We start from the raw sequence: 11,929 nt of genomic DNA, 5'->3' as shown, positions 1-11,929 counted from the left end.
AGGACGGCGGGAACACTGTGCACTTCGGCACCGTACGAAGCCTTCAACTGTGCAGAAAGGCACTGTTGCCCCCTTGCCCGCGGCCGTAGATTCCTTGCCGAGGCCGGGCGAGGCGAGGAGCCGAAGACCGGCCGCACGGGGAGGCTCGATTCCCTTTGGCCGGAATGTCACGGCGGGAGCGGCGGGCGGACAATGACGCCCGATTGGTTTTCCCGTTTCCGCCCAAAGGGTGCCTGCGTGGGCCGACCGCGCCTTCATTCGAGAAAGGACGAGAGATGATCACAACGACGTACACGCCGCACACCGCCACCACCACCACACCGCCCGACGAGCACGACACCTCCGGCTCCGACACCGGCTGGAACTAGCGGTCGACGTCATTCCGTGGCCGGACAGGGACGACAGACCGTACCCGCTGCCGTTCCACCCGCTGGAGATGGGCGAGGACGCGTTGCGGGCGCTCTGCGGGTTCGTCCTGGAGGGGTTGCCGGCGCCCGACGACGTGGATGCCGACGCCGTCGGGCTGCACGGTTTCCTCGTGCGGGATCCGGGTGCTCCGGATCCCGCGGTGGTGGAGGCCGAGCTCCGGGCCAGGGTGGCGGCCATGGGGCCGCGGCGTACGTACGTGGTGGGGGCGGACGGGAGCTGGGTCAGGCAGGGGGCTTCGTAGTTCCCCGTTTCGCCTGGTGGAGGTGGTGGGTCAGGTCGCCGAGGAGGGTGATGCGGACGCGTCGTTCGGTGAAGTGCCACTGGCCTTCGGTGTGTTCGAAGCGGTCGTGGTAGCGGCCGGCGGCGATGGTCTGGAGGGGGAGGCCCGGGGCGGCTTGGAGGACGGTGACGTAGGAGCGGGCCGTGGCGGTCCGGCCGTCGAGGTCGATGGCGGTGTTCGTGGTGACGTGCTGGGTGCGCGGTGTGCCGTCGGGGTAGAGGATCACCGTGTCACGGAACCGCCGCTCGATCGCCTCGCGCCCGCTCACCGGTTCGCCGCTGCCGGTGAAGGTGGCGTGGGCGAGGAGGTCGCCGAGTCCGGTGAAGTCGCCGTCGTCGACGAGCTCGGCGTAGCGGGCGATCAGGTTCTCGATGGCCCGGTGGGCGAGGGCCGGGTCGGTGAGTGCGGTCATGGGCTCCCCCTCGTGCGGCGGATGATCTTCGCTACACAGGCTAGTCGGGCGTCCGCGCGGGTTTCCGGTCGGCCGGATCGGACGGCCCCACCGCGGTGGTAGCCGGCCGCAGCGCCGCGGCCGGCCACCCACCGCCCCGGTCAGTCCCGCTGCCGACGGACGGCCTGCAGCTCCCGGGTGACGGCCCAGGCGTCGGCCACCGGCCCGAGGTGGCCGAGCTTGTCGGGGTTGATGACCACCCGGACGGCCTGGACCTGCCCGTCGAGCACGTCGAGGGTCATGGCGTGGAGCACCCGGCCGTCCCGGTCGCGGACGACCGCGCCGGGCTGCCCGTTGACCTCCTGCGGCGCGCACGTCGCGTCGATCCGCCGCAGCAGCGGGAAGAACGCGGCCAGCACCCGGGCCACGTTGTCTGCCCCGACGACGGCGTTGGCCAGCTGCGGCGCCTTGCCGCCGCCGTCCCCGACCAGTTGGACGTCGGCGGCGAGCAGGGCGCTCAGCGCGTCCACGTCGCCGTCCGTCAGCGCGTCGAAGAACCGTGTCGCGAGCTCCTGCCGCTCCTGGCGGTCCGCCGCGAACCGGGGACGCCCCTCCGCCATGTGCCGCCGTGCCCGCACCACCAGCTGCCGGCAGGCCGCCTCCGAGCGCCCCACCGCCGCCGCGATGTCGTCGAACCCGAAGGCGAACACCTCCCGGAGCACGAACACCGCCCGCTCCAGCGGGCTGAGGCGCTCCAGGAGCAGCAGCGCCGCCATCGACACGGAGTCCGCCAACTCGGCCGCCCGCGCCGGGTCCTGGTACGGATCGCTGAGCAGCGGTTCGGGGAACCACGGCCCGACGTACGCCTCGCGCCGCACCCGCGCGGACCGCAGGACGTCGATGGAGATCCGGGTGACGGCGGCCGACAGGTAGGCCTTGGCGGAGACGGGCTGCGCCGCGGCGGCGTCGAAGCGCAGCCACGTCTCCTGGACGGCGTCCTCGGCCTCGCTCACGCTGCCGAGGATCCGGTAGGCGATCGAGAACAGCAGCGGCCGCAGCTCCTCGAAGTCGTCGACCCTGCTCATGTCGGTCTCCCCTCGTCCGTTGCCTCGTTCGTCGCCTCGTCCGTCCCGTCAGTGGAACTGTCCGGCCTCGTAGCTCCCGGCCGGCTGCTGCGTGATGACGTTGAGCCGGTTGACCATGTTCATGAACGAGACGAGGAGCACCAGCGCGGCGATCTGGTCCCCGTCGAAGTGCTCGGCGGCGCGGGCCCACACGTCGTCGGCCACTCCGCCGGCCGCGTCCGCGACCCGGGTGCCCGCCTCGGCGAGGGCCAGGGCGGCGCGCTCGGCCTCGGTGTAGACGGTGGCCTCGCGCCACACCGCCACCAGGTTGAGCCGTACCGCGCTCTCGCCGGCCGCCGCGGCGTCCTTGGTGTGCATGTCGACGCAGACCGCGCAGCCGTTGATCTGGCTGATCCGCAGGGCGACGAGCTCCTGGGTGGCGGGCGGCAGCGGCGACTCCTTGATGCTCCTGCCCGCCGCCATGATGTGCTTGAAGCTCTTGCCGACGGTCGCGTTGGCGAAGTAGTCGAGTCGGGCGTCCATGGGGTGTTCCTCCGTGATCGTGGGTGATCGTGCGTGGCTACACCCTGAGACGGGACAGCCCGCCGTGTTGTGACACGGCGGACTGCGAGGCGGACTGTGACCCGCGTCTCAGACTCGGCCCCGGCCCGGGATCACGGGCGCCGCGCGACGAAGACGAGCTCCCTGCCCGGCCGGTCGGGCGCGTCACGGACCTCCCGCAGCTCGTAGCCGAGCTCGGCCAGGTCCCGTTCGACCTCGTGCCGCTCGTGGAAGCGCAGCGTGGAGTCCGAGGTCAGCACCAGTCCGTCCGAGGCGAACGCGTACGTCCACCGGAACGTCACCAACGGCCCGTCCACGCCCAGGAGTTCCACCCACGTCTCGACGGCGCCGACGCCCGGGACCTCGGTCGTCCCGAACGAGGACGCGCGGTTCCACTCCTCCCAGGCGCGGCGGGCCGGGTCGCGGGTCTCGAAGACCAGGTGCCCGCCGGGCCGCAGCGCCTCGAACGCGCCCCGCAGGGTCCGCCGCCAGGCCTCCGGGTCGGCGATGGCCTGGGCGACGTTCGCCGTCATCGTCACGAGGTCGACCCGCAGGGGCGGCAATGCCGTCGCGTCGCCGTGGATCCAGCGCACCCGCTCGGCGCCCGGCTTCGCCCGCGCCACGTCGAGGGACGCCCCGGCGGGCTCGACACCGACGACCTCGATCCCCCGGTCGGCGAGCAGGAGGGGGAACACCCCCGTCCCGCAGCCGATGTCGAGGACCCGGCGGGCCCCGAACTCCTCCGCGATCCGGACGTACGCGTCGAGATCGGTGCGGTCGGGGTCGAGCGGGTCGTAGATCGCGGCCAGCCGGGGATGGGCGAAGGATGCATCCGTCATGCTGCACGTCCTTTCAGGCCGGGATGGCGGCCGTGGCACCGGCCCCGGCCGGCTGCACCGGCCGTTCGGTCGGCAGGTCACGGTGCTTGCGCACCGGCGAGAACCAGAGGATCAGCGCCGACAGCGGCACGCCGGCGGTCAGCAGCCACATGGTGGGCCGCACGCCGAGCCAGGTGCCGAGCAGGCCGCCGAGCAGCGCGCCCACCGGGATCGTGCCGTAGTTGAGCATCGCGGCGCTCGCGGAGAGCCGTCCGAGGAGCTCCGGGGGGCAGTACTGCTGCTGGAAGGTCGACTTGATGATGTTTCCGGCGACGACACCGGCCGAGGCTCCGAACCCGCCGAGGACGAACAGCGCCAGGCCGGCGCCGGGCGTGGTGAGCGGGACGAGGAGGGTGAGGGCCGGCAGCACCAGCTCGAAGAAGAGCATCGCCCGCGCCGTGCCCATCCGGGCGGCGACCCGGCGGGCCACCGCGGCGCCCACGATGCCTCCGGTCGACGCGGCCGCGACCAGCGCGCCGACCGCGCCCTCCGGCAGTCCCACGTCCCGGACCAGGAAAACCACCTGGATCGACTGGTAGCCCGTCAGCGTCAGGTTCGCGGCGGCTCCGAACAGCGTGAACGTGCGGAACCAGACGTCCCCGGACACCAGGCGCAGCCCCTCGCCGATCTCCTGGCGCAGCGGGCGCCTCTCCCGTGCCGCCTTGACGGGTTCCCGGTGCCGGATCCGGCCGGTGCACACCAGCGAGAGCACGAAGGTGACGCTGTTGGCGAGCACGCCGTTGACGGGCCCGGTGAGCTGGGCGATCAGCCCGCCCGCGCCGAGGCCCGTGATGCTCGCGGCGGAGGCGCTGCCGTGGAGCTTGGCGTTGCCCTCGGCCTGGTCGGCGGGGGAGAGGAGCTTGGGCAGGTAGGCGGTGTACGCGGTCTGGAAGAACACCGTGGCCACGCCGGTGGCGAGCGCCACGGCGATGAGCTGGGCCATCGTCAGGTCCCCGGCGCGGGCGGCCAGCGGGACGGTCGCGAAGAGGACCAGCGAGACGGCGGAGGCGGCCAGCATGATCGGGCGGCTGCGCATCCGGTCGACCCACGCCCCGACGGGCAGGCCGATCAGCAGCCAGGGCAGCCAGCCGGCCGCGCTCAGGACGCCGACCTCCAGGGTGGAGGCGTGCAGGGTGGTGACCGCGATGAGCGGCATCGCCAGGCCGGTGACGGCGGAGCCGAACTTGTTGGCGGTCTCGCCTGTCCATAACAGCCGGAAGTCCTGGTGGCGGCGCAGCAGCCCGGTGGTGGGGCGCTCGGTCGGGACGGCGGCGTCGCTCATGACGGGTCGGACTCCTTGCGGGGCAGGGACTGGATCTGGAGGATCACCGGACGGGCCGCGGGGTCGGGCTCGGCGTCCGGGTCGGGGGTGTGACGGTCGATCACGGCCATCAGGTCGGCGTTGAGGGCGCGCAGCTGGGCGGGCGTGAGGCGCAGGTTCGACCAGCCGGAGACGGTGCCGACGCCGCGCCACTCCTCCGGCAGCTCGGCGGCCATGGCGTCCGCGACGCGCCGGAACTGCTCGCGGAGCATCTCGCCGAGGTAGACGTCGAGGGCGCCCTTGGTGGCGGGGTCGCGGTCGAAGTCGGTGGTGTTGAGGACGTTGCGGCTGCGCACGGCCCGCCACCAGCGCTCGCGCCGGGTGCCGCGGTCCGTCTCCTCCTCGATGAAGCCGTGTTCGGCGAGGTGGCGCAGGTGCCAGCTGACGGTGCCGGTGTTCTCGCCGAGCCGCTCGGCGAGGCGGGCGGAGGTGGCGGGCCCGTTGGCGCGCAGCTCGTCGAGGAGGCGCATCCGCAGGGGGTGGGCGAGGCCGCGCAGGCTCGTGGCGTCGATCCGGCGGCGGGGCTGGTCGGTCATGGTGATCACTCTAGGGTGCAGAGAACTCTCTGCATAGGTCCATCTGCAGAGAATTCTCTGCAACATTCCCGTCCGATCGGAGAGTTAGAACCTCTCACTCTTATTCTTGACTCTCACTTCCGTCGGGGGTTATAACTTCTAACGAAGGCAACAAGCTCTACGAAAGGGGGCGGTCAGCATGGAGACCGACCGCATGGTCCAGGTCGTTCTGCCGGGCATCGTGGCGCCGGAGGGACTGGAGATCCGGGAAGGCCGGGTGCCCGAGGCCGGCCGCGGACAGGTTGTGGTGGCGGTGGAGGCGAGCGGCGTCTCGTTCGCCGAGCAGCAGATGCGGCGGGGGCGGTACTACGACCAGCCGCCCTTCCCGTTCGTCCCCGGATACGACCTCGTGGGCCGCGTCCTGGCCACCGGAGAGGACGTCGACCCGCGCCTCACCGGCCGGCGGGTGGCCGCCCTGGTGAAGACCGGCGGCTGGTCCAGCCACGTCGTGCTCGACGCGGCCGACGCCGTCGAGGTCCCCGAGGGGCTCGCCGCCGACGAGGCGGAGACCGTCGTCGTCAACGGCATCACCGCCTGGCAGATGCTGCACCGGCAGGCGCGGGTGCGGGCCGGTCAGACGGTCCTCGTGCACGGCGCGAGCGGCGGGGTCGGCTCCGTCCTCGTCCAGCTCGCCCTGGCGGCGGGCGTGACGGTGATCGGCACGGCCTCCGCCCGGCACCACGACGCCCTGCGGGAACGCGGCGTCATCCCCGTCGACTACCGCTCCGACGACGTCCCGGCGCGCGTCCGGGAACTCGCGCCGGGCGGCGTCGACGCCGTCTTCGACCACGTCGGCGGCCGCAGCGTGATCGACTCCTGGCACCTCCTGGCGGCCGACGGCACCCTCGTCGCCTACGGCAGCGCCTCCACCCGCGACGACACCGGCTCCAAGCAGTGGCCCGTCCTGAAGATCCTCGCCCGCACCTGGCTCTGGAACACCCTGCCCAACGGACGCCGGGCCCACTTCTACAACATCTGGGCCGGCCGCGCCCTCGCCAAGGACCGCTTCCGGGACCGCCTGCGCACCGATCTCACCCAGGTGCTCACCGCCCTCCACAACGGCGAGGTCTCCGCCCCGATCGCCGCCCGCCTCCCGCTCACCCGGGCCGCGGAGGCGCTGCGCCTCGCGGAGTCCGGCACCGTCACAGGCAAGATCGTGCTGACGCCCTGACCGCCCGCGGGATCCGGCCGGGCGGCGAGTTCTTACCCGCCTTTGCCGCCGCTCTGCCGAGCGGCTGACCGGCGCCGTGCACTGTCGTCCCCACAACGACCGCAGGACGTACGGAAGGCCGGAGAGCCATGACGACCAGCACCAGCACCAGCACGACGAACACCCCCGCGGCCCGGGGCCGCCGCCTGGCCCTGGCCGCCGCCGCGCTGGCCGTCGTGGCCACGGCGGTCCCGCTCGGCACGACCGCCAACGCCGCGACCACCAGCGCGACGACCAACGCCCCGGGCAAGCCCACCTGGTGCCCCACCGTCCCCGACCACCGCGTCGACTGCGACACCATGCGCCGCCCCCTCGTCGACGGCACGCCCCGCCTCGGCACCATCGACGTCGGCTACGCCGTCGTCCGCCACACCCGCCCCGGCCCGGCCAAGGGCACCATCGCCGTCAACCCCGGCGGCCCCGGCGAGACGCTGATCGACCGGGCCGGTCTCGTCGCCGCCGCCCTCGAAGGCGCCCTCGACGACTACGACCTGCTCCTCCTCGACCCGCGCGGCACCGGCAAGTCCGGCCGCCTGCCCTGCAAGGTCACCGAGGCGGACTACCGCTTCGCCCCGCGCGCCGAGCAGCAGGACGCCGTCGCCCGCTGCGCCGAGGCACTCGGCCCCCGCGCCCGCGGCTACACCAGCGCCGCCACCGCCGACGACATCGACGCCGCCCGCGCCCGCCTCGGCGCCCCCAAGCTCGTCCTGTACGGCCTGTCGTACGGCACCTACCTGATGCCCGTCCTCGCCGACCGCCACCCCGACCGCGTCGAGTCCATGGTCCTGTCCGGCGCCTACCCCGTCGACTTCGACCCGCTGGTCCGCGCGACCGCCCAGCACGTCTCCGAGACCCTGCGCCGGATCTGCGAGCGCAGCGGCGCCTGCGACCCCGACACCGCCGTCCGCGACCTCGCCGCCGTCGCCGCCAAGCTGCGCACCCGGCCGCTCGACGTGACCGCGACGCTCGGCGGCACCCCGCGCACCATCGCCTTCACCGAGGACAAGCTCGCCAATCTCCTCTACGAGCCCGCCAGCCGCGGCATCGGCTCCCACCCCGCCGAGCGCTCCCTGCTCGGCGACCTGCCCGCCGCCCTGCACGCTTCGGCCAATGGCGACGACGGCCCGCTGGCCGCGCTGGTCCGCGCCGAGATGGAGCACACGGGCACCGAGGACCAGGCCTCGTTCCTCGCCGTCACGTGCAACGACTACGTCCGCGCGTGGGACCACGACGCCCCGCTCGCGCAGCGCCGCCGGCAGTACCAGCGCGCCCTCTCCGCCGCGAACCCGGCCGACTTCGGCGCCTTCAGCCCCAAGGGCTGGACCGAGGGCCAGAGCGACGGCGGCGACAACTGCCTGACCTGGCCGCGCAAGAACACCGCCCAGCCGCAGGACGTCGACCTCGACCTGCCCGACGTCCCCGTCCTCGTGCTCTCCGGCGACCTCGACACCAACACCCCGGAGGCCAACTCCCGCCGCTCGGCGGCCCAGTTCCGCCACAGCACGTTCGTCTCGGTGCCGAACGCCGGCCACGTCCCGGAGCTGGAGTCGACGGGCTGCACGCTGGCGATCTCCACCCACTTCATCCGCACCGGCGAGCCCGGCGACACGTCCTGCCTCGCCGCGATCCCGCCGATCGCCGTCGCACCGGTCACCCGCTGAGGGCAGCACCGCACCACCGCAGGACGGCACGACCGCATAGCCGTACGACCGCCATGGCCGTACGACCGCATGACCGGCCGGGCCGCGCCACGTGCGCGGCCCGGTCAGCTCGCGCGGACCAGCTCGGCCCGCAGACGCCCGGTCTGCTGCTCGTACGCGGTCCGCGCCTGCTCCAGCAGCCGGGCCCACGAGTCCACCGTCGGGCGCCGCCGCAGCAGGGCCCGCCGCTCGCGGTCCGTCATGCCGCCCCAGACGCCGTGCTCGATCCGCTCGTCCAGTGCGTACGCCAGGCACTCGGTGCGCACCGGGCACCCGGAGCACACCGCCTTCGCCCGGTTCTGCGCCGCGCCGTCGACGAAAAGCTCGTCCGGATCCGCCGTACGGCAGATCCCGCGCTTGGCCCAGTCCGTGTCCTCCACGTCGATCCCCTCCCCAGGGCTCGTAATACCACCCGGCCCTGACAGTTGATCACGGACCGGGTCGTCGACACTACGCACCGCCCCAGCCCCCACGGAAGCGGCACCTCACCCGATCGGGTGAATCTACCGGACTAGTGGATTTCCGGACCGGGCGCCCCTCACGCCGCGCAGCCCGTCCGGACGGTCCACCGCGCCCGGCCGCCCGCGCCCGATCGTGTGAGGCGGGTGCCGCCCGGGGCGGTGGCTCGTTGGTGGGGTGTGGCTGACGAGACGCGGTACGGGCGGGGGCGGACGCCGGTGGTGTGGGCGCTGGCGGTGCGGGAGGTGGAGGACGGGCCGCCGCTCGCGGAGGTCGTGGTGGAGGTCGGGCCCGGGCTGCACGCGGATCTGCTGGCCAACGCCGTCGAGAGCGGGTTCGTGCTGGCCGCCGGTGAGCCGCCGGCCACGAGCGGGGCCGTCGAGGTCGGCGGCGGGCGGCTGGAGCGGCTGGCGCTGGTGGGCGGGCGCGAGGTGTGGCAGCCGGACGAGGTGGTCGCGGCCTCGCCCACCTGGCTGGCGGCGGCCGTGGGCCGGGGTGGGGCCGTCGTGGTCCTGGTGCCGCCCGGCACGTGGCCGCCGGGGCTGATGGAACTGGATCCCGAGGTCCGGCTGGAGGTGTTCACCCGGCGCCTGGAACAGGCGCGCACCGAGGGCCGGGTCCTGCACGGGATGGCGTCGCTGAAGCGGCTGCCTCCGGGGTGAACTCCAGTACGGCTTAGGGCCTTTCGCCCTCGCCCTCGGCGTCGATGTGCGGCAGGATCCGGTCCAGGAAGCGCGGGGTCCACCAGGCCGCCGGACCGAGCAGCGTCATGACGGCGGGGACGAGCAGCAGCCGGACGATCGTGGCGTCCACGAGGACGCTGACGGCCAGTCCGAGGCCCATCATCTTGATCACGATGTTGTCGCTGACGATGAACGCCGCGAAGACGCTCACCATGATCAGCGCCGCGCAGGTGATCACCCGGGCGGTGATCTCCAGCGCGTGGGCGACGGCGTCCTGGCTGCGGCCCGTGCGCAGCCAGGCCTCGTGGACGCGCGAGAGCAGGAAGATCTCGTAGTCCATGCTCAGGCCGAAGACGATCGCGAACATCATCATCGGCACGTAGCTCTCGATCGGGACCTTGCCCGAGACGCCGAGCGCGGGCCCGCCCCAGCCCCACTGGAAGACCGCGACCACCACCCCGTAGGAGGCCGCGATCGAGAGCAGGTTGAGCACGGCGGCCTTGACGGCGACGAGCAGGCCGCGGAAGACGGCGAGGATGATCAGGAAGGCGAGGCCGACGACCACGGCGATGATCAGGATCAGCCGGCTCGACACGATGTCCAGGAAGTCGACCTGGGCCGCGGTGTTGCCGGTGACGTAGGTCTTCGCGCCGGTGCCGGCCACCGCGTCCGGCAGGGCGGTGTCGGAGAGGTGGTTGACGAGGTCGGTGGTGGCGCGGTCCTGGGGAGCGGTGGCTGGGATGACGGTGGCGAACAGCACGGCGCCGTCCGGGCTGGTCTGCAGCGGTGTGGTGCTGGCGGCGCCGGGCAGGCCGGTGAGGGCCTGCTGCACGGCGCTCTGGACGGTCGGCCGGGTCTCGGCGGGTACGGCGCTCTGGTCGACGACGGCGGTGAGCGGACCGTTCGAGCCCGGGCCGAAGGCCTGGGACATGAGGTCGTAGGCGCGCCGGTCGGTGAAGTCGGGGGAGTCGGCGCCGTCGCCGATGTGTCCGAGCTGGATGGAGAGCAACGGGATCGACAGCACCGCCAGCGCCACCACCCCGGCGATCAGGTACTGCCACGGGCGCGCCTCGACCCGCCGGGCGTAGCGGTGCCAGGCCCCGCCCTCGTCATCGCCGCCCCCGTCGCCGCCCCCGTCGCCGCCGGCCTCGGCGATCGGGCGGCGGACGGTGAAGCGGTCCATCCGGCGGCCGATCACCCCCATCAGGGCGGGCAGCAGGGTGAGCGCGCCGAGCACCGCCGACACGACGGTGACGGCTGCGGCGGCCCCGAGTTTGGCGATGAACGAGATGCCCGACACCGAGAGCCCGGACAGCGCGATGATCACGGTGCAGCCGGAGACCAGCACCGCCCGGCCGCTGGTCGCCACCGCCTGCCCGGCGGAGGCGACCGGGTCCACCCCGTCCATCAGGTTCTGCCGGTGACGGGTGAGCAGGAACAGCGCGTAGTCGATGCCGACGCCGATCCCGATCATCGTGGCCAGCGTCGGAGCGACGGTCGCGAAGGTGGACAGCGCCGCGACCAGCCCCAGCACCCCGAGGCCGACCACCGCCGCGAACAGGGCCGTGAGCAGCGGCAGCCCGGCCGCGATGGCGCTGCCGAACCCGACCAGCAGCACGACGATCGCGACCGCGAAGCCGATCACCTCGCTCGCCCGGTCGTCCGGCGCCGGCCGGGCCAGCTCGCCCAGCGGCCCGCCGTACTCCACCTGGACCCCGGCCTGCCGCAGCGGCTGGACGGCCGCGTCCACGCCGGTCAGGTACTCGGTGCCGAGCAGGGCCGGCGCGGTGTCGAAGCGGACGGTGATGTACCCCGTCAGCCCGTCGGCGGCCAGCGGCCCGCCGGGCGGGGCGGGCTGCCCGGGCGGCGGCAGCGGGCTCTGCACCGAGAGCACGTGCGGCAGCTGCTGGAGCGAGGCGACGGTCTGGGAGATCTGCGGCTGGAACCCGGCCAGCTGGGCGGGGTCGTGCAGCACCACCTGGGAACTCGTGCCCGCGGCGGCCGGCACGTGGGCCGTGAGGAGGTCCCGGCCCTGCTGCGCCTGCGTGCCGGGGAGCGAGAAGTCGTCCGAGTAGGTCCCGCCGACCGTCTTGTTGGCGGCCTGGACGCCGGCCAGGGCGACGATCCACAGCACGATGACGAGCACCGAGTGGCGCGCGCACCACTCACCGAGGCGGCGCAGGCCCGCGCGCCTGGCCGGTGTTGCGGCGGCCGAGGGGGCGCGGCGTGCGGACGGCGGCATGGGCGTCTCCCGGGTCTTCTGCGCGGTGGTGCGGCCGAACCGGCGCAGTGTTCCCGGGAGGGCCGGGCCGGGCACCGGTACCGGCGGGTAGTCGCCCCGACGGATTCGGCTGCTCCGGCACCCGGCCCACCCGGGT

At 73.5% G+C, this 11,929-nt stretch carries 12 protein-coding genes; 4 read left to right on the top strand and 8 right to left on the bottom strand.

What is annotated here, in order from left to right:
• Window positions 1-358 precede the first annotated feature (358 nt).
• Window positions 359-670 (top strand): DUF6928 family protein, encoded by a 312-nt coding sequence (locus tag ACFVSN_RS41030; RefSeq protein ID WP_387958589.1) that lies wholly within the window; start codon window positions 359-361, stop codon window positions 668-670.
• Here the strand turns inward: ACFVSN_RS41030 and ACFVSN_RS41025 are convergent.
• The 6 genes from ACFVSN_RS41025 to ACFVSN_RS41000 all read right to left on the bottom strand — a co-directional run bounded on the left by ACFVSN_RS41025 (window position 651) and on the right by ACFVSN_RS41000 (window position 5,460).
• Window positions 651-1,121, bottom strand: a complete 471-nt coding sequence (locus tag ACFVSN_RS41025; RefSeq protein WP_387958565.1) for a nuclear transport factor 2 family protein — start codon at window positions 1,119-1,121, stop codon at window positions 651-653. The genes ACFVSN_RS41030 and ACFVSN_RS41025 overlap by 20 nt on opposite strands.
• A 140-nt stretch (window positions 1,122-1,261) precedes the next feature.
• Window positions 1,262-2,185: an RNA polymerase sigma-70 factor gene (locus tag ACFVSN_RS41020; RefSeq protein WP_387958563.1), complete on the bottom strand. Its 924-nt coding sequence runs from the start codon at window positions 2,183-2,185 to the stop codon at window positions 1,262-1,264.
• A 48-nt stretch (window positions 2,186-2,233) separates the two neighbouring features.
• Window positions 2,234-2,707 (bottom strand): carboxymuconolactone decarboxylase family protein, encoded by a 474-nt coding sequence (locus tag ACFVSN_RS41015; protein ID WP_387958561.1) that lies wholly within the window; start codon window positions 2,705-2,707, stop codon window positions 2,234-2,236.
• Window positions 2,708-2,838: 131 nt separating this feature from the next.
• A complete protein-coding gene (locus ACFVSN_RS41010) occupies window positions 2,839-3,564 on the bottom strand; it encodes a class I SAM-dependent methyltransferase (protein WP_387958559.1) in 726 nt (241 codons plus the stop codon).
• 13 nt (window positions 3,565-3,577) lie between these two features.
• Window positions 3,578-4,885 carry an MFS transporter gene (locus ACFVSN_RS41005; RefSeq protein ID WP_387958557.1) on the bottom strand — a complete coding sequence of 436 codons (1,308 nt, stop codon included), beginning with the start codon at window positions 4,883-4,885 and terminating at the stop codon, window positions 3,578-3,580.
• Window positions 4,882-5,460 carry a helix-turn-helix domain-containing protein gene (locus ACFVSN_RS41000; protein WP_387958555.1) on the bottom strand — a complete coding sequence of 193 codons (579 nt, stop codon included), beginning with the start codon at window positions 5,458-5,460 and terminating at the stop codon, window positions 4,882-4,884. The genes ACFVSN_RS41005 and ACFVSN_RS41000 overlap by 4 nt, the downstream gene beginning before the upstream one ends.
• A 178-nt stretch (window positions 5,461-5,638) precedes the next feature.
• On the opposite strand from ACFVSN_RS41000, the gene ACFVSN_RS40995 reads away from it, so the two are divergent.
• Window positions 5,639-6,670: a medium chain dehydrogenase/reductase family protein gene (locus ACFVSN_RS40995; protein ID WP_387958553.1), complete on the top strand. Its 1,032-nt coding sequence runs from the start codon at window positions 5,639-5,641 to the stop codon at window positions 6,668-6,670.
• A 128-nt stretch (window positions 6,671-6,798) separates the two neighbouring features.
• Window positions 6,799-8,370, top strand: a complete 1,572-nt coding sequence (locus tag ACFVSN_RS40990) for an alpha/beta fold hydrolase (protein WP_387958551.1) — start codon at window positions 6,799-6,801, stop codon at window positions 8,368-8,370.
• 104 nt (window positions 8,371-8,474) lie between these two features.
• On the opposite strand, the gene ACFVSN_RS40985 is transcribed toward ACFVSN_RS40990, so the two are convergent.
• Window positions 8,475-8,789 carry a WhiB family transcriptional regulator gene (locus ACFVSN_RS40985; protein ID WP_380447346.1) on the bottom strand — a complete coding sequence of 105 codons (315 nt, stop codon included), beginning with the start codon at window positions 8,787-8,789 and terminating at the stop codon, window positions 8,475-8,477.
• A gap of 258 nt (window positions 8,790-9,047) precedes the next feature.
• Between ACFVSN_RS40985 and ACFVSN_RS40980 the strand changes: the two genes are divergently transcribed.
• The gene (locus ACFVSN_RS40980) at window positions 9,048-9,530 is read left to right on the top strand and encodes a hypothetical protein (RefSeq protein WP_387958549.1); all 483 of its coding nucleotides are present in this window, start codon (window positions 9,048-9,050) and stop codon (window positions 9,528-9,530) included.
• A gap of 13 nt (window positions 9,531-9,543) precedes the next feature.
• Here the strand turns inward: ACFVSN_RS40980 and ACFVSN_RS40975 are convergent, their stop codons facing one another.
• Window positions 9,544-11,793, bottom strand: a complete 2,250-nt coding sequence (locus tag ACFVSN_RS40975; protein ID WP_387958548.1) for an MMPL family transporter — start codon at window positions 11,791-11,793, stop codon at window positions 9,544-9,546.
• Window positions 11,794-11,929: the final 136 nt, after the last annotated feature.

This window comes from Kitasatospora sp. NPDC057904 (assembly GCF_042887925.1).
GTDB lineage: Bacteria > Actinomycetota > Actinomycetes > Streptomycetales > Streptomycetaceae > Kitasatospora.
The sequence above is the reverse complement of the archived record's forward strand: the minus strand, read 5'-3'. Positions and strand labels throughout refer to the sequence as shown.